We start from the raw sequence: 17,623 nt of genomic DNA, 5'->3' as shown, positions 1-17,623 counted from the left end.
TCACGCGTCGTCCGCGGCCGACACGGTTGCAGACGCACCTTTCAGGCACTCGATGAAGTGGAGCGCGGCCGGCGTCAGCAACGCATGCCGCCGCATCACGATCGCGACTGTCAGCGCCGGCATCGGCTCGGCGAGATTCAACGCGACGATCCCGCGCGACTGGCGTTCGACCTCGGCGAGCGGCCGCGCGAACACGCCGAGCGCATCCGTCTGCGACACGAGCCCGAGCGTCGCGGCAAACGACGGGCAGTGCACCACGCGTTTCGGCACGTCGAGGCCGAATGGCATGAAGATCGAGCGGATCAGGTCGTCGCCGCCTTCGCCGTAGCGCGGCACGCACCAGTGCGCATCGACGAGCTCGCGCAACGAGCGGGCCCGCGCGAGCCGATGCCGGCTTCGCGCGACGACCGCGAACGCCGTGCGGAACAATGGAATGCTCGCGAATTCGTCCGGGTCCGGCAGCGCGTTCGACAGTTGGTGCGTGACGATGAAGTCGAGCGAGCCGTCGCGCAGCCGCGCGAGGTCCGTCGCGGTCAGTGCATCGTCGACGTTCAGCGTCGCGCCGGGCAGGTCGCGCGTGAAGGCCGCGAACGCGCGCGGCAGGATCGTCAACGCGACGGTCGGGCTGACCGCGATCGATACCGAGCCGGTCGTGCCCAGCCGCAACTGCTCGATCTCGTCGCGCGTGCGCTGGATCTCCTCGACGATCAGCCGCGCGCGAATCGCGAATGCGCTGCCGTAATCGGTCAGCGCGATCCCCTTGACGCTGCGCACGACGAGCGGCACGCCCAGCTCGTGTTCGAGCTCGCGCACGATGCCGCTGACGGCCGGCTGCGTGACGCCGAGCGCACGCGCCGCACCGCGAATGGTGCGATGCTCGGCGACCGCGAGAAACGCATCGAGTTGCTTGAGCTTCATGGGCGATCGATCCAGTGAGAAAGAAGGCACGGGGGCCGGGCGGAACGCCGAGTGACAAGTAAAAATTATCATCAACAACGAAATCTTGGATTTTTCTTATTGGGTCGAGTGTATATGCTCGGTGCTTTTCAGGAGCGGCGACGATGATGCGCGTGAACCAGCAGAGACTGTGGGATTCGCTCATGGAGATGGCGACGATCGGCGCGACCGCGCACGGCGGCAGTTGCCGGCTCGCGCTGAGTGACGACGATGCGCAAGGCCGGCGCCGCTTCATCGCCTGGTGCGAGGCCGCGGGCTGCGAGATCCGCATCGATCCGATCGGCAACGTGTTCGCGCGCCGGCCCGGCACGCAGCCCGGCTTGCCGGCCGTGATGTGCGGCAGCCATCTCGACACCCAGCCGCTCGGCGGCCGCTTCGACGGCGTCTATGGCGTGCTCGCGGGCCTCGAGGCGATCCGCACGCTGAACGAGCACGGCATCGCGACGCGGCACCCGATCGACGTCGTCGCGTGGACCAATGAGGAGGGCTCGCGCTTCACGCCGGGCATGATGGGCTCGGCCGTCTATGCGGGCGCGCTCGATCTCGACTATGCACTGGCGCGCCCGTGCATGCAGACGGGCGTGCTGCTGCGCGACGAACTCGAGCGCACCGGTTTCGCCGGCCCCGCGCGCGAGCGACAGATGCCGAAAGCGTATTTCGAAGCGCATATCGAGCAGGGGCCGGTGCTGGAGCAGGCCGGCTTGCCGATCGGCGTCGTGACGGGGGTGCAGGGCATCTACGAGCTCGACGTCACGGTTACCGGCTTCGAGTCGCATGCGGGCACGACGCCGATGAGCGTGCGCCGCGACGCGATGGGCGTGGCGGCCGCGATGATCGCCGCGATCGTCGAGCACGGCCATGCGTTCGATGCCGACGCGCGCGTGACCGTCGGCCATGTCGCGTGCGAGCCGAATTCACCGAGCACGATACCGGGCAAGGTGCGCTTCAGCGTCGACGTGCGCCACCCGTCGCGGCCGGCGTTGCAGCAACTCGTCGCCGATATCGAGGCAATCTGCATGGAGCGCACCGCGCTGCGTGGCACGTGCGTGCAGGTGCAGACGATCGCCGAATACGCGCCGGTGGTGTTCGATGCGGACTGCGTCGTGCGCGTGCGGCAGGCGACGGCCGCCGCCGGCTATCCATACCTGGAGATGTGCAGCGGCGCGGGGCACGACGCGGTGAACCTGTCATACGTCGCGCCGTCCGCGATGGTGTTCGTGCCGTGCAAGGCCGGGCTCAGCCACAACGAAGCGGAAGATGCCGATCCGGTACACCTCGCGCAAGGCGCGGCGGTGCTGGCGAACCTGCTGGCCGATTGCGCGCGTTGACTGCGTCGCCGGGTGCGGTTCGGCGCGCCCTTGCCAGCGTGAAAATGTCGGACAATGGCTGCTGCGCGCGCCGCGCCGGCGCCGTGCGTTCAACCGAAGCATTCACGCTTGCGAGATCCCCATGTCGACTCCCTTTCCCCGGGAACTGCTGAAGGCCGCCGATATCGCGAAGATGGAACCGACGCGCGCGGTGCATTCGCTCAATCCCAATGCCGTTCGTCTCAAGCGACCGCTCAGCGACCTGACCGGGCTGACGCAATTCGGCGTGCACCTGCTCACGCTGATGCCCGGCCACGAATCGGCCGAATATCACCGCCACCTGTACGAAGAGGAATTCGTGTACGTGCTGTCCGGCACCGGCGCGGTGACGATCGGCGAGCACGCCAGTGAAATCGGCCCCGGCGATTTCATCGGCTTTCCGCGCGGCGGCGACGCGCATACGGTGCAGAACACTGGCGATGCGCCGCTGGAACTGCTCGTCGGCGGCCAGCGGCTCGAGCACGACGTGTGCGAATACCCGCGCATCGGCAAGCGGCTTTATATCGCGGGCGAGCTCGAGGAGTATGTCGAGCTGCCGAAACAGCCGTGACGGCCGGTTGCACGTCATTTTCCGAGCAAGCTGTTCGTACAAAGTGCGCGCGGGAATTACCGCGGACAGATAGTGCGTGCACATCGAATACTCGGTGAATGTCCCGATCTCGGACGAGTGAGACGATACCCGTCGCCGGCGTATGCATCGCGAAGCCACGAAGGTCGTAAACGTGGCCGCGCGAGATGCGCGATTCGTGCGCCGAATGCTCTTGATTTCAATGGAATGGTTGCCGTCGGCTGCTGCCTATATCGATGCGTCAGATACCTTTTCTTGCTTTTGCCCTTTCGGCCCTTGTGCCCGGTCTGGTGTGGTCGTATTGGGCCGATGATCCCGGGTCGCTCAAATACTCCATCCCAATCGCCTACCTGGGCACGGCAGCGTTTGCCATTCCACAATATCTGCTGGTCACGAAATACTGGCGCGTTTCGATGATTTCATCGTGCCTGTGTGGCAGCATCACGGGGTTGTTGACCTGGATTGCCACTTATTTGATTTGCACCGCGATCTGGGATGACGATGTTTTCAAGGCCGGTGTGGCGGTCGTTCTCGGGTTCATGGCGTTCGTGGGCCTCGGGGCACTGGCGGGCTTCGTGTTCTGGCTCATGCATCGTTGGCAGCGATCCGAACGATGAATTTGCTCCTCGCGAGTGGGGGCGACGACGGATTCCGTATAAAAATCGAATCAATCGCTTTTTGTTTAGATAAACAAAATAAAAATTCGTAAAAACACGGGGTAGAGAAAACGCGTTTATTTGGGCACGCTGGTGCCCATTGTCCGTTTCTGAGTACCGGTATTTCGATAGGTCGGTGCATCTTTTTCGGATACCAGAATGCGGAAATAAATACGCGCCCGGCATTTTCGACCGATTGCGCGGGTGCGCGAAAAGTCACGAAAAGAGTCCTGATAGAAAGCTCAGTAGTTCGAACAAACGGCTTGATTCAAGAACGAAACGGAGACAGGCGATGTCGAGGAACTGGGGGTTGGGAACGGCGCTGCTGGCGCTGTGCGTGGCCGTGGCTTCCTGCGGCGGAGATGGCGATTCGCCGTCGGCCGTGGCAGCGAACATGTCGACGTCCGCGCAGTCGCAGGGCAATGAGAACGGCAACGGCGGCAACGATAACGAAAGCGGCAACGGCAGCGAAGCGGCAAGGAAAAACGCCGACGTCCGCGTCGTCCAATACGTCAACCCGCTGATCGGCACCGACTACGCGACCGACCAGCCGGCCGACCCGGTCGGCTCGGGTCTCGGCGGCGGCACGTTCCCCGGGCCGACGGTGCCGTTCGGGATGATGCAGTGGAGCCCGATGACGCCCACCGCGCAATACGACGGGCGCAAGGGCGACGGCTCCGGTTTCTCCGGCGGCTACTGGTACGGCGACGCGTCGATCAACGCATTCAGCATCCTGCATCTGAGTGGTACCGGCTGCTGGGCGAACGGCGGCTACCTGAACGTGATGCCGCAGCTCGCGCCCGGCGACGCCGGCACGCCGGCCACGTTCGATCACACGAACGAAACCGCGCAGGCCGGCTATTACGGCGTCACGCTCGGCAACGGCATCAAGGCCGAGCTGACGGCGACGTTGCGCACCGGCTTCGCGCGCTTCACGTACCCGGCGCTCGCGCAGGGCCAGCAGGCGACGATCGCGATCGATCCGACCGTGCTGAACAACCGCGCCCAAGGCACGACGAGCGACACGGTCAGCCAGGTCGGCGACCGCGCGCTGTCGGGCACGATCGCGGGCGGCGGATTTTGCTGGGCCGGACATGCGGTGCCCGTCTACTACTACGCGGAATTCAGCCAGCCGTTCGCGGCCAAGCCTGCGCTGTCGAACAACCGCCCCGTCACGCTGACGTTCAACGTCGACAGCAAGCATCCGGACGTGATGATGAAGCTCGGCATCTCGTTCGTCAGCGAAGCGAACGCGAAGGCGAACCTGCGTGCGGAGAATCCGGAAACGGATGCGCAAGGCGAACGGAACTGGCGTTTCGACAAGGTGCGCCGCGCGGCGAGCGCCGCATGGAACGCCCGCCTGAACGCGATCCAGGTCGCGGGCGGCAGCGATGCCGACAAGACCAAGTTCTATACCGCGCTGTATCACGCGTCGCTGCATCCGAACGTGTTCAACGACGTGAACGGCCAGTATCCGGATTTCTACGCGTCGAACGGCGCATCGACCGCGCCGACGCGTCAGGTCGAAAACGGCCGCACGATGTACGCGAATTTCTCCGGATGGGACATCGACCGTTCGTTTATCCAGTTGCAGGCGCTGCTCGATCCGGTGCGCACCAGCGACATCGTGCAGTCGCTCGTGCTTGATGCGAAGGCCTGCGGCGCGTTCCCGCGCTGGGCGTACTTCAATACGGAGACGGCCGTGATGCCCGGCGATGCGGGCTCGATCATCACGGCGAACGCGTATGCGTTCGGCGCGACGCACTTCGATACGCAGGCCGCGCTGTCGATCATGAAGGCCAGCACCGCGCCGGGCGCCGCGTGCGCGGGCACGCCGGTGATGGGCAGCCGCGCGGACTACGACCGGCTCGGCTACGTGCCCGCATCGGGCAGCGGCGACAACCAGACCGCGTCGAACACGCTCGAATACGCCCTGCGCGATTTCGCGGTGTCGCGCTTCGCGACGGCGCTTGGCGACACGGCGACGGCCGGCGCGCTGCTGAAGTCGAGCGGCAACTGGCAACACCTGTTCGATCGCGGCGCGATCCGGCCCAAGACGTCGGCCGGCGCGTGGATCACCGACGGGTCGGGCTTTATGGAAGGCAATGCCGAGCAATACACGTGGTACGTGCCGCACGATCTCGCCGGCGTGATCGCGCAGGCGGGCGGCGCCACGCCGGTCGTCAAGCGGCTCGACACGTTCTTCACTCACCTGAACATCGGCACCGAGCAGCCGTATTTCTACGTCGGCAACGAAGTGACGATGGCCGTGCCGTGGGTCTACGCGTGGGCCGGCGCGCCGTCGCATACGCAGCGCGTGCTGCACGCTTCGCTCGCCAACGCGTTTGGCCCCGGCGCGGCGGGGCTGCCCGGCAACGACGATCTCGGCGCACTGTCCGGCTGGTACGTGTGGGCCGCGCTCGGTCTCTACCCGGTCGTGCCGGGCGTGAGCGGCGTTGCGCTGTCGAGCCCGCAGTTCGAGGCGATCACGGTGCGCGTCGGGCAGCAGGACGGCAGCTACCGCCTGCTGCACATCGCCGCGCCGGGCGCGGGTTCGGGCGACGGCGCGTCGTTCTACGTGAAGTCGCTGAAGCTGAACGGCACGTCGTGGCCCGCCGCGTGGCTGCCGCTCGAGCACATCGCGAAGGGCGGGAAGCTTACGTACGCGATGACGGCGGATGCGAGCGCCGCGACGTGGGGCGCCGATGCATCTGCGATGCCGTCGTTCCCGCGGGCGGCGGGCGCGCAGTAGGGCGGGAGGATCGAAGAGCGGTTCTTGCCGACAGGATCGACGCGGAGAGAGGGAGGGACGAACGGATGAAGCTACGTCACGTGGTGGGTATCGGGTGCCTTGCCGTGTTGTCGGGGTGCGGGGGCGATCAGGGGGCGACAGATGCGAGCGTGCTCGCGCAGATGTCGAACGCACCGGGCAACCAGAAAGATCAAGGCAACCAGAACGACCAGGGCGATCAGAACGATCAGGGGGAAAACGGCGGCGCGCACAAGCGATCGGTGCTGCGCAGCGTCGATCCGATGATCGGCACGGCCAACCTCGACATCAACGCGGACTGGAGCAGCGGCGTGCGCGGCCACGGCCACGTGTATCCGGGCGCGACCGTGCCGTTCAGCATGGTGCAGCTCGGGCCGGACACGACCGGCGGCGCGCATACGCTGCCGTGGAACTGGGATCGCACGTCGGGCTACCAGTACGACGATCCGTTCATTACCGGTTTCACGCATACGCATCTGTCGGGAACCGGCATCGGCTCGGGCGGTGAAGTGCGGTTCCTGCCGACGCTCGCGCCGGTCGATACCGCGACGCTGGCCAAGGTTGCCGCCGATGCATCGATCACCTACGACGCGTCGTTCAGCCACGACGACGAAACCGCGAGCCCCGGCTACTACCGCGTGAAGCTGGCGCCGGTCGGCAGCGGCAACACGCCGTGGAACGTGCAGGGCGCGAAGATTCTCGCGGAAATGACGGCGACCACGCACGCGGGCGTGCATCGCTACACGTACTTCCCGAGCGCGGCGACGCAGAAACGCAGCATGATCGTGAGCATCGACAACCCGATCGGTGGCTCGACCGCGAGCGGCAAGATCCAGGTCGTCGACGCGCGGACGATCGCCGGCTGGCAGTTCACCAACAACTGGGCGAACAACAAGCCGACGTATTTCGTCGCGCGGTTCTCGAAGCCGTTCGATACGCAGCACGTCGCGTTCAGCGCGGACGGCTTCAAGGCGTACCTGACGTTCGCCGACGGCGGCGACGGCGGCGCGGTCGCGGTGAAGGTCGGCATCTCGCCGTCGAGCATCACGGATGCGCAGGCCAATCTCGCGTCGGAAGTCGGCGCGAAGTCGTTCGACCAGGTGCGCGGCGCGGCGGAGCGCGCGTGGAGCGCCGCGCTCGATCGGGTCCGGATCAAGGGCGGCAGCGCCGACCAGCGGACGATGTTCTACACGTCGCTGTACCGCACGATGCTCGCGCCGACGGTCTACAACAACGCGGACGGCAGCTACGTCGGCATGGATTCGTCGAACGACGGCACGACGTCGCCGCCGACCACCAGCAAGCATGCGAACCCGGGCTTCGACTATTCGTCGACGTTCTCGCTGTGGGACACGTTCCGCGCCGAGGCGCCGCTCATGACGCTGGTGCAGCCCGAGCGCGTCGACGGCTGGGTCAAGTCGCTGCTGACGCAGTTCGCGCAGAACGGCAAGGGCGAACTGCCGGTGTGGCCGCTCGCGCAAACGGAAACCTTCACGATGGCTGGCCACCCGTCGATTCCGATGATCGCGGATGCGTACCTGAAGCACCTGACGAGCGCGGGCATCGACGACATCTGGACCGCGTTGACGACCACGCAGCGCGCGAGCGCGCACGGCTTCGACCAGTATCGCCAGCGCGGCTACGTCTATGCGGGCGACAACGCGTCGGTGTCGACCACGCAGGATTATGCGTTCGACGACTGGGCGACGGCCGCGGTCGGCAAGGCGGCCGGCAAGAGCACGGCCGACTACCAGCCTTATCTGACGCGCAGCCAGAACTACCGGAACGTGTTCAACCCGGCGCCGAACAACGGCTGGAAATTCTCGCAGCCGAAGGATGCGCAGGGCAACTGGGTCGCGGGCTTCGATCCGACGGCCGCCGAAAAGACCGACTTCTCCGAATCGAATTCGTGGGTCGACACGTGGAACATCTTCCACGACTTCCCGGGATTGATCACGCTGCTCGGCGGCAAAAGCCAGTTCATCGCGCAGCTCGACCGCACGTTCGATCCGGCCAACCCGCTGACCTTCCAGTACAACCAGGGCTTCCCGGACCTGACCGGCCGCAGCGGCCAGTTCTTCGCGGGCAACGAACCGGCGAACCACCTGCCGTACCTGTACGACGTCACCGGCATGCCGTCGAAGACGCAGGACCGCGTGCGCACGGTGATGGACGACATGTACTCGCTGACGCTCACGGCCGGCGATCGTGCATTGCTGAGCGGCGACAGCCTGAAGGCCGCGCTGAACGATCCGCGACGCGTGCGCGATGCGGCGATTCCCGGCAACGACGACTGCGGCCAGTTGTCCGCGTGGTACGTGCTGTCCGCGCTCGGCATCTATTCGCTGAATCCCGTGGGCGGCGTGTTCTATTTCGGCACGCCGCTGTTCGAGGAGGTGTCGATCGACATCCCGATGGCATCAGGCAGCAGCGCCGGCGGCGCGTTGAAGTTCGGCGGTGCGCGACGCTTCACGATCACCGCGCATACGGCGTCGGGCGCCGCACCGTCGTCGGTCAATCGCTACGTGCAGTCGGTCAGCCTGAACGGCACGCCGCTGCATCGGCCATACATCACCTATGACGAGATGAAGGCGGGCGGCAGGCTCGATTTCGTGATGGGCTCGACGCCGAACGATGCGTGGGTCGGCCAGTGGAACGGCCAGGATCCGAACAGTGCGCTCGCGCCGGCGCTGGCGTTGATCAACTAGTCGGCAGGGACGCCGTAACAAGGTCGCCTTGATTTCGGCGCACATTTGCCGGATTCCGGCAGTACGCCGAGCCCGGCGAGAAGACGGGCCGCAGAGCAACGCGGTCGCTACCTGTACGGGGAACGGTGACGGCAACCGGCCGCACGCCAAGTGTCGACACACCGTCGCGCCGCTTGCGCTCGACTAATGCGGCTTCGCTGTTTGGGGACGTATCAAGTTGACTGACTCGCCGTCACTTGGGTTTCGAGTGGAGCGGTCAGTAGCGGCTTCACCCTTTGACCGGTTTGCCTCTCGCTCACCACTACCGCTATTGCGAAGATGGGCAAATTGCCTTACAATTAATTGAAAAGTAAGGAGATATCGTGTTCGAAGCCACACTTACAAGCAAGGGGCAACTTACATTGCCGGCCGGCATCCGGCATGCGCTTGGCCTCGCCGCAGGCGTGCGGATTGTCTTCACACCACTGGATGACGGTACGGTCATTTTGCGCGCCAAAACCCGCAGCCTGCTTGATTTGCAAGGTGCCCTACCGTCGATCACAAGTGTGCCAATCGATGCCATGGGGATAGGCGACGCTTGATGCCCAGTCTTGATACAAATATTCTGGTGCGTTGGTTGACCAATGACGACGTTGACCAAGTCGCGCATGTCCGTGAGCTGTTTGCCGCTTCGGCTGGACAAGCGGACGCATTCTACATACCGGTAACTGTGATGCTCGAACTCGAATGGGTTCTGCGATCGCGCTATAAATTCGACCGCCAGCAGATCCTGACTGCGCTCACGGCCCTGCTCGAGACGCGGGAACTGAGTTTTGAAGCGGAGGGTGCGCTTGAACGTGCGCTGCACATGTATCGCGAGCATGGCGGGGATTTCGCAGACTGCCTGCACGTCGGTCAGGCTAGTGCAGCTGGTCGGGCACCTCTACTCACGTTCGACGAGCGTGCTGCACGGTTGCCTGGCGCCGAAATTCTTGGTGCGGGGCGAGCGCAGTTGCTATGAGTCCTGCAGGATTGCGGTGATGTCGGCCGTACGTCGCTTAAGAGTCGCAATAGGCAGAACGGGTTCTACTAGAACGTCCTTTTAGGTCCTTCGTGGATGTGATCTTGTCGTTGTCGCCATCACATTCGTGTCCAGTTGCATCGTCGCCTATGATGCGGGAACGCCACTAACTGGGTTCCACGCCATGGACGCGCCGCTGCCGCCGATGTCTGCCCCGATTGCCGAAACGACACCTGAGACCGAAGCCGCCGGCGAGCCGCGCGCGTCGCGCGTGCACCGGCCGGTCGCGCTCGTCACCGGCTCGACGTCGGGAATCGGCGCGGCCGTCGCACGGCGTCTCGCGGCCGACGGCTACGCGGTGATCCTGCATTCGCGCAGCTCGGCCGACACCGGGCGGGCGATGGCACGCGAACTCGGCGGTGCATATGTGCAGGCCGATCTCGCCGACGATGCCGAGCGCGTGCGGCTGATCCGCGATGCGCTCGCCGTGCACGGGCGGCTCGACGTGCTCGTCAACAACGCGGGCGTCAGCCGCGTGATTCCGCATGACGACCTCGCGGCGGCCACACCCGACGTGTGGCGCGAAATGCATGAAATCAACGTGATCGCGCCGTTCCGGCTGGTGGCCGAAGCGGAGGCGGCGCTGCGCGAAGCGGCGTCGCACGGGCGGGCCGGGTGCGTCGTGAACGTTAGCTCGCATGCAGGCATGCGCCCGAAGGGCGCATCGATCCCGTATGCGGCCGCGAAGGCCGCGCTCAATCACACGACACGGCTGCTCGCCCGCACGCTCGCGCCGGCGATTCGCGTCAATGCGGTCGCGCCGGGGCTCGTCGATACGCCGCTGACCGCCGACTGGACGGACGCGCAGCAGCTCTGGCGCGAGCGCGCGCCGATGCGTCGCGCGGCGACGCCGGACGATATCGCGCAGACGGTCGCGATGCTCGTCGCCTCCGATTACGTGACGGGCGAGATCGTGATGCTCGACGGCGGGTTGAATCTGACTTGATGGGGTGACGGGCGACGGCTGACGCGGTGAACCGGCGGCGCGCGCATCGTATGCGCCGCCGCAGGGTTTGTTCGAACGCGCGATCGATCAGCCGAGGTTCGACCGCAGCCGTGCGAGCGCCTGATCGTGCGTGCGCTCGAACTTCAGCGGCGTGACCGCGATATACCCTTCGCCCAGCGCGACCGTTTCCGAACCCGCATCGTCGTCGCGCGGCGCGCGCGCGAGCTTCAGCCAGTGATAGTCGATCTCGCGCGGGTCGCGTCCCGACACGATCTCGACGCCCTGCAGCGTGCCGGCGCCCTGGTTCGTCACCTTCAGGGCGCGTACGTCGTCGGCCGGCCGCGGCGGGAAATTCACGTTGAGGCATGCGTCGCTGTCCCAGCCGGCGGCGACGAGCCGGCGGATCACGTCCGGCGCATGCGCGAGTGCGGTACCCCACGGCACCGCGTTGCGATCGGTGAAGGCCTGGCTCAGCGCGATGGCCGGCACGCCGACGAGCATGCTCGTCATCGCCGCGCCGACCGTACCGGAAAACACCGTTTCGGTGCCGAGGTTCGCGCCGCGATTCACGCCGGACAGCACGACGTCGGGCCGCGCGCCCTTCATCAGGTGGCTGACCGCGATCGCGACGCAGTCGCCGGGCGTGCCGCGCACCGCGAAGCGGCGCTCGCCCTTGCGATGCACGCGCAGCGGTTCGTGCAGGCTCAGCGAATGCGACGTGCCGCTCTGGTCTTCGGCCGGCGCCACGATCCACACTTCGCGCGCGAGTTGCGTGGCGACCTGTTCGAGTATGTCGAGGCCGGGGGCGTCGAATCCGTCGTCGTTGGTGAGCAGGACACGGTCGAACAGCGGGCGGGTTGCTTGCATCGGGACGATCCTCGTGAAAGGCAATGAGCGGGGAAGTGCGGCATGGCGCAAGCCACAAGGCTAGCACTCCGGCGTGAGGATCGTCGTGTCGCGCCCGTGGCGCCGGTCGGCGCGGACGCGAAAACGGGCGCATCGTGCGCCCGTTCGTCGTGTCGTGGAATGTGCGTGCCGGTGTGGCGGGCCGGAACCGTTCAGCCGAGCAGGTAGCGCAGCAGGCCGGCCGACGCGACGCCGACGATGACGGTCGGCAGAATCGACAGGCGCGTCGCCGCAAGCAGCGTGACCGCGAGCGCGAGCAAGTCGGCCGGGCGCGTCGACACGAAGGCCGGCGCGATCACCGAGATCAGCACGCAGCCCGGCACGTTCTCCATCACCGACGCCATTCGCGGGCTCAGTGTGCGGTTGCGCAGCAGCACGTAGCCGAGGATGCGCGACAGGTAGGTGGTCGACGCCATCAGCACGATCGTCGCGACGGTGCCGAAATCCGGAAGCTCAGGCATCGCGCGGCTCCCACAGCAGCGCGGAGATCAGCCCCGCGCAGGCGCCGGCCGCGACGTACCACGCACCGGGCAGCGCGAGATGGGTAGCCGCCGCGACGACGAGGCTCACGAACCACGGACGGCTCGCGCGCACCCCTTTCCACATCCCGCGCAGCAGCACCAGAAACACGGCCGTGAACGCCATGTCGAAGCCGTACTGTTCGACGTTGCCGATCGTCGGGCCGACCGCCGCGCCGAGCGTCGTCATCGAGATCCACGTCAGGTAGAGCCCGATGCAGATGCCCGCGTAATAGGGCACGCTGATGTGCGTGGCCGAGCGCTCGCGCGCGTCGGCGAGCGACATCGCCCAGCTCTCGTCGCACATGAAGAACAGCGCGACGAACGCGTGGCGGCGCGGCAGGCGGCGGATATACGGCTCGAACGCGGCGCCCATCAGGATGTGGCGCGAATTCACGAGAAACGACATCGCGACGATCAGCGCGATGTGCGGCGGCGACGTCCACAGATGGATCGCCGCGAATTCGGAGCCGCCGCCGAAGTTCAGGCCCGTCATCATCGGCACTTCGAACAGGCTCAGCCCTTTCTGCGCGGCCTGCGCGCCCAGCACCAGCGCGAACGGCACGAAACCCAGCATGACGGGCAGCGCCGCGCGCAAACCGCGGCCCATCTCGGCGACATAGGCGGGCTTGTCGCGAAGCCCGGACGACGTTGAAACGCTACTGCTCATCACTCCTCCTTCGGGGGAGGGATTGTCTGCTTTTTTGACTCGAATCGGGTTGCGTTGTCGCCAGATTTTTCCCAAAATTTGGCATTGAACGCGTGATACGCGAATTTTTTGGAATCGGATGCCACATGAAACTTGACGCTATCGACCGCCGGATTCTGAGCGCGCTGCAGCGCGACGGCCGCATGCAGAACGTGGAACTCGCGCACGAGGTCGGGCTGTCGCCGTCGCCGTGCCTGCGGCGCGTGCGGCTCCTCGAGGAAGCCGGCGTGATCGAGAAATACGTGGCCGTGCTGAACCCGGCGAAGGTCGGCAAGGGGCTGACGATCTTCACCCGCGTATGGCTGAAGGGGCAGGACGCGGAATCGGTGAACCGTTTCGCCGAGGCCGTCCAGCAGATGCCGGAAGTCGTCGAATGCCACCTGATGGCCGGCGACTGCGATTTCCTGCTGCGCGTCGTCGCGGCCGACATCGACGATTACCGGCGCTTCCAGATGGAATACCTGACGCGCATCCCCGGCGTGCTCAGCGTGAAGACCGACATTCCGATGCAGAAGGTCAAGCTCACGTCGGCGCTACCCACCTGAAGCGGGGCGACGCGCGGGGCGCGTGACGATGCGTCGACGATGAGCGGCATTGCACGGTGACAATCGCCCGATACACTGACGGAGTGAGTCGCATCGCCTGCATTGCCGGCACGGTCATGCGGTGTTCGATGTGCAAGCAACTAACGGTCAATGCCGACGCGCTCGGCCGAGCGGCGCTGCGTAGCGCGCCGGGTTACGCGTCGACGCGAATGCGTTTTTTCCTGTCAAGCCCTACATGCAGCCATTCAATACGCCGTGGAATTCGCTGGAAATCGTCAAGCTCGTGCTCGGCGTGCTGACGCCGTTGTCGGTCGCGTGTCTCGGCTGGCTCGTCGCGCGCCGGCTGAAGCGGCTCGAGCTCGTGCAGTGGACCAACCAGCGGCTGATCGAGAAGCGGCTCGCGCTGTACGACGCGGTCGCGCCGCAGCTCAATGCGCTGCTGTGCTTCTACACGTGGATCGGCTACTGGAAGGACATCTCGCCGGACGACGTGATCCGCGCGAAGCGCGACCTCGACCGCACGTTCCACATCTACCGCTACCTGTTCGACGACGACGTGTACGACGCGTATCACACGTTCATCCACGCGCTGTTCGAGATGCATACGGGGCCGGGCCGCGACGCGCGGATCCGCTCGCTGATCCAGGCGCCCGACGGCGACCGCAGCGTGCACGGTTCGTATGAATGGAAGCCGGTGTGGTCCGAGCGTTTCTCGACCGCGAATGTCGTGTCGAAGGACGACGTGCTGCGGCATTACACGCGGTTGATGGAGCGGCTGCGCGTGGCGCTGGGTGCGACGCGCTGAAGGGTGCTGGGTTCGGGCGCTTCGCGTGTCACGCCAGTATCGAAATCCGCCACCCGGCGGCGCGGATTCCAGCCCTTGCAGATGAAGCGGATGCGGCGTGCGGCTGCGCCTGCCATGCTCGCGTCATGTCCACTCGCGCGAGGTTCGTATGGTCGTCGACCCGGGCCGCCAGCCGCTTCTGATCCGTTCGCCCGGCGCGCGCCGGCGGCGGCTCCTTTCCGCCGGCGCTCCCGACTCGCTTGCCGAGCCGTTGCCGGCCGAACCGGAAATCGGCGACATCGTCTTCATCCGCGTCACCGTGCGGCCGTTTCTCGAAGTGGCGAGCGCGACGCGTTCATGGACGAATCACGTCGGCATCGTCGTCGGCGAGCGCGGCGGCGAGACGCTGATCGCCGAAAGCACGTTTCCGCTGTCGCGCGTCACGACGATGTCGCGGGTTCTCGCGCGCTCCGATCGCGGCGCATGCGTGATCGCGCGGCTCAGGCAGCCGCTCGACGCCGCGCAGCGTCGCGAACTCGTCGCCGCGGCGATGCGCCGGATCGGTGTGGTCTACGACACGGGTTTCAATCTCGCGTCGCGCCGGCAGTTCTGCTCACGTTTCGTGCGCGAGGTTGTGTGCGATGCGACGCGGATCGTGCTCGGCGACGTCGAGACCTTCGACACGCTGCTGCACCGGAATCCCGATCATCCGCTCGGCTTCTGGAGGATCTGGTATTTCGGCCGGATTCCGTGGCACCGCCGCACGGTGACGCCGGCAAGCATCCTCGATAGCGGTTCGTTGCGCGTGGTGATGGACACGCGTGATTCGGGCACCGGTCGCGACGGCTGACGGCCTCGTGTGTCGTCGGGGCTCGCACGGTTCCGTTCGCGCTGCTGGCTGCCCTCAGTGCCGTCCCGCCATCGCGAGCCGCGCCGCCAGCCCCACGAACACCGACCCCAGCAGATACTGCGGCACCTTCGACGGCCGGCGGCGCGCGCCGATCCGCTGGCTCAGCCGGCTCGCGGACAGAATCACCGCGCCGTTTACGACGAGCCCGATCAGGTTGAGCACCGTCGCCAGCACGAGAATCTGCACGGCGATCGAACCCTGCTCGGGCCGCACGAACTGCGGGAACAGCGCGAGCACGAACAGCGCCATCTTCGGGTTCAGCAGGTTGGTCGTCAGCCCCTGGCGGAAGATCGTCGCGGTCGAGCGGCGACGTTGCGACGCGACCGGCGACAGCGCGGTCGCGTCCGAACGGAACGTTTTCCAGGCGAGATACAGCAGATACGCGGCGCCGGCGAAGCGCACGACGTCATACGCGAGCGGCACCGCGACGAAGAGCTGCGACAGACCGAACGCGGCCGCCAGCGCGTGGCAGTAGGTGCCGGCCTGAATGCCCGCGAGCGTCGCGAAGCCGGCGCGCCGGCCCTGGCTCACGCTGCGGGACGCGATCAGCAACATGTCGGGGCCGGGCGTGATGGTCAGCGCGAGACACGCGCCGGAGAACAGCGCGAGCGTGGAGAGGTCGATCATGGCAGTCCCTTTTGCTGGTGCGGCGTAAAAGGGAACTCAGTGTAGGAGGGCGCGCGAGGCCGGTCAATCGAGCGAACGGACGATGGCCTGGCGGCACGGATCGCATGACGCATGCATTGCGCATGCGCCGCCTGCACGCCGTTCACTGCTTGCGACAGGCAACCTGATAGTCGATCACGGTGTTCTCGGAAGGCCGGTCCGGCTCGCCGCCCACCGTCGTCACGCCGAGCACGCCGGCCGCATTCCGGTAGCGCAGCGCGCAATACCCGACGCCGGTGCCCGAGCACGCTTCGGCTTCGATAATGCCGTGCTTCGCGAGCGTTGCAGCCCCGTCCATCGCGTCCGGCTTCTCGCGCGGCCGCAGCGGTTGCCAGCCATGCGCGATCAGTATCTTGCGGGCCGCGTCGAGCGGCTTGCCGTATACGTTCGGCACGACCGCGCGGCCGCTGCAGTGCGTGCTTTCGGCGGCTACGCGGGTCAGCCGCAGGCCGCCGTTTTCCTCGTGCAGCTCGCCGACGGGCGCTCCGGGGCCGTCGCCGCCCCAGACGAGCAGTGCACCGTTTTCCAGACGATCGACCGAGCCGAGCTGCCAGCCTGCCTTGCGCGCCGTGTAGCCGAGCGCGACGAGCGTCGCGCCGTCGAATACGCCGAGGTTGCCGTTGCGCGCGAAACAGATCGCGCTCGTGCCGGCGTTGAATCCGCTCGCGAAGCTCACGACCGTGTAGTGCCCGAGCGGTGCCTCGGATGTCACGATCCAGTCGCGCTTCGCGACTTCGCGGCCGGCCGCCGTGGTCGACTTCGCGCGATATTGCGTGCAGAACGGATCGAGCGAACCGCTTTCAGGCGAGTGCGGCAGCGTGCCGAGCGGCACGAGCGACGCTCCGGCGATATCGGAGGCCGTGCGCAGCGGCTCGGCCGATGCCGTGCCGCCGAACGTGGCGCCGGCAAGTACCGCGATCGAAACGATCGACGCCAGATGCCGGCTGAGCGGTGAGGCAACGGAAGGAAGCACGCTGGTTGTCTCTGGGGAAAGTGGGACGGGCGGGGCAAGCGCTTTTTCGCCGGTCCGCCACGGTCGCGCGCGCCGCCTGGCGGCACGCGTGCGTGTCGCCGCCGACTCAGTCCTTCGCGACGACGTCGATGCGCAGTGCGTCGCCGCCGGCCACGATCGCCAGCAGACGATCGACGTTCGGGTGCGCGCCCGGACGATTGCGCGCGTCGGCCGTATGCTCGGCGAACACCGCGAGGCCGTGCTCGGCCGCTTTCGCGTCGAGCGTGCCGAACGTCTGCTTCAGATAGTGGTACACCGCGAGCGAGCCCTGCTTGCCCGGCTGGTTCTCGATGGTCGCGGCCACGTCGCCGTTCGCGCCGACGAGATCGATGCGCGCGATGCCGTCGATGGCCGGCAGTTGCGCGAGGTTGTCCTTGAATACTTCGGTCGGTTGAATCACTGAAAACACTCCGTCGGTTCGGTCATGGGCCAAGGTGCGTGGCCGGCCGTATCTTATCCGATCGGCCTCGGTGCGCCGGCCCGCGTGCCGGTGCCGGCCGTGCGCCACGCGAGCGCCGCGCCCGCGAGCTGCAGCGTGCTG

The 17,623-nt window shown here is 66.4% G+C and carries 18 protein-coding genes; 11 read left to right on the top strand and 7 right to left on the bottom strand.

The genetic code is table 11. The features are described from left to right. Positions 1–918, bottom strand: coding sequence for a LysR family transcriptional regulator (locus tag JMF86_RS25860; protein ID WP_012338845.1), 918 nt, complete (start codon positions 916–918; stop codon positions 1–3). Positions 919–1,061: 143 nt separating this feature from the next. Here JMF86_RS25860 and JMF86_RS25855 point away from each other — a divergent pair, with 143 nt between their 5' ends. The 8 genes from JMF86_RS25855 (at position 1,062) to JMF86_RS25820 (ending at position 11,032) form a co-directional block, all read left to right on the top strand. Next, a complete protein-coding gene (locus JMF86_RS25855) occupies positions 1,062–2,285 on the top strand; it encodes a Zn-dependent hydrolase (protein WP_011548447.1) in 1,224 nt (407 codons plus the stop codon). A 121-nt stretch (positions 2,286–2,406) separates the two neighbouring features. After that, positions 2,407–2,874 carry a cupin domain-containing protein gene (locus JMF86_RS25850; protein WP_006488377.1) on the top strand — a complete coding sequence of 156 codons (468 nt, stop codon included), beginning with the start codon at positions 2,407–2,409 and terminating at the stop codon, positions 2,872–2,874. A gap of 254 nt (positions 2,875–3,128) precedes the next feature. Next, positions 3,129–3,509 (top strand): hypothetical protein, encoded by a 381-nt coding sequence (locus JMF86_RS25845; protein ID WP_011548446.1) that lies wholly within the window; start codon positions 3,129–3,131, stop codon positions 3,507–3,509. A gap of 331 nt (positions 3,510–3,840) precedes the next feature. Continuing rightward, positions 3,841–6,300 (top strand): GH92 family glycosyl hydrolase, encoded by a 2,460-nt coding sequence (locus JMF86_RS25840; RefSeq protein ID WP_011548445.1) that lies wholly within the window; start codon positions 3,841–3,843, stop codon positions 6,298–6,300. 65 nt (positions 6,301–6,365) lie between these two features. After that, the gene (locus JMF86_RS25835) at positions 6,366–9,026 is read left to right on the top strand and encodes a GH92 family glycosyl hydrolase (protein ID WP_011548444.1); all 2,661 of its coding nucleotides are present in this window, start codon (positions 6,366–6,368) and stop codon (positions 9,024–9,026) included. 362 nt (positions 9,027–9,388) lie between these two features. Further along, positions 9,389–9,607 carry an AbrB/MazE/SpoVT family DNA-binding domain-containing protein gene (locus JMF86_RS25830; protein WP_011548443.1) on the top strand — a complete coding sequence of 73 codons (219 nt, stop codon included), beginning with the start codon at positions 9,389–9,391 and terminating at the stop codon, positions 9,605–9,607. Continuing rightward, on the top strand, positions 9,607–10,026 hold the full coding sequence (locus JMF86_RS25825; RefSeq protein WP_011694472.1) for a PIN domain-containing protein: 420 nt from the start codon (positions 9,607–9,609) through the stop codon (positions 10,024–10,026). Before JMF86_RS25830 ends, JMF86_RS25825 begins: the two co-directional genes overlap by 1 nt. A gap of 184 nt (positions 10,027–10,210) precedes the next feature. Further along, a complete protein-coding gene (locus JMF86_RS25820; protein WP_011548441.1) occupies positions 10,211–11,032 on the top strand; it encodes an SDR family NAD(P)-dependent oxidoreductase in 822 nt (273 codons plus the stop codon). Positions 11,033–11,119: 87 nt separating this feature from the next. On the opposite strand, the gene surE is transcribed toward JMF86_RS25820, so the two are convergent. The 3 genes from surE to JMF86_RS25805 form a co-directional block, all read right to left on the bottom strand. Further along, on the bottom strand, positions 11,120–11,899 hold the full coding sequence (gene surE / locus JMF86_RS25815; RefSeq protein WP_011548440.1) for a 5'/3'-nucleotidase SurE: 780 nt from the start codon (positions 11,897–11,899) through the stop codon (positions 11,120–11,122). A 191-nt stretch (positions 11,900–12,090) separates the two neighbouring features. Beyond that, positions 12,091–12,399: an AzlD family protein gene (locus JMF86_RS25810; protein ID WP_011548439.1), complete on the bottom strand. Its 309-nt coding sequence runs from the start codon at positions 12,397–12,399 to the stop codon at positions 12,091–12,093. After that, positions 12,392–13,126, bottom strand: a complete 735-nt coding sequence (locus tag JMF86_RS25805) for an AzlC family ABC transporter permease (protein WP_011548438.1) — start codon at positions 13,124–13,126, stop codon at positions 12,392–12,394. The genes JMF86_RS25810 and JMF86_RS25805 overlap by 8 nt, the downstream gene beginning before the upstream one ends. 125 nt (positions 13,127–13,251) lie before the next feature. Between JMF86_RS25805 and JMF86_RS25800 the strand changes: the two genes are divergently transcribed. The 3 genes from JMF86_RS25800 (at position 13,252) to JMF86_RS25790 (ending at position 15,344) form a co-directional block, all read left to right on the top strand. After that, positions 13,252–13,710 carry an Lrp/AsnC family transcriptional regulator gene (locus JMF86_RS25800; protein WP_006486309.1) on the top strand — a complete coding sequence of 153 codons (459 nt, stop codon included), beginning with the start codon at positions 13,252–13,254 and terminating at the stop codon, positions 13,708–13,710. A 235-nt stretch (positions 13,711–13,945) separates the two neighbouring features. Further along, complete coding sequence (locus JMF86_RS25795) at positions 13,946–14,515, top strand: hypothetical protein (protein WP_011548437.1); 570 nt, start codon at positions 13,946–13,948, stop codon at positions 14,513–14,515. A gap of 148 nt (positions 14,516–14,663) precedes the next feature. Further along, entirely contained in the window at positions 14,664–15,344 is a 681-nt protein-coding gene (locus tag JMF86_RS25790; RefSeq protein ID WP_011548436.1) for a YebB family permuted papain-like enzyme, read from the top strand. Between the two features lie 54 nt (positions 15,345–15,398). Here the strand turns inward: JMF86_RS25790 and JMF86_RS25785 are convergent, their stop codons facing one another. The 3 genes from JMF86_RS25785 to JMF86_RS25775 form a co-directional block, all read right to left on the bottom strand. Then, positions 15,399–16,031 (bottom strand): LysE family translocator, encoded by a 633-nt coding sequence (locus tag JMF86_RS25785; protein WP_011548435.1) that lies wholly within the window; start codon positions 16,029–16,031, stop codon positions 15,399–15,401. 142 nt (positions 16,032–16,173) lie between these two features. Beyond that, a complete protein-coding gene (locus JMF86_RS25780; protein WP_011548434.1) occupies positions 16,174–17,043 on the bottom strand; it encodes a PASTA domain-containing protein in 870 nt (289 codons plus the stop codon). 106 nt (positions 17,044–17,149) lie between these two features. After that, the gene (locus JMF86_RS25775; RefSeq protein WP_041489425.1) at positions 17,150–17,482 is read right to left on the bottom strand and encodes a DUF2322 family protein; all 333 of its coding nucleotides are present in this window, start codon (positions 17,480–17,482) and stop codon (positions 17,150–17,152) included. Positions 17,483–17,623: the final 141 nt, after the last annotated feature.

This window comes from Burkholderia sp. E168m15 (genome assembly GCF_016586105.1).
Taxonomy (GTDB): domain Bacteria; phylum Pseudomonadota; class Gammaproteobacteria; order Burkholderiales; family Burkholderiaceae; genus Burkholderia; species Burkholderia orbicola.
This window is presented reverse-complemented; position numbering and strand designations above follow the sequence as displayed.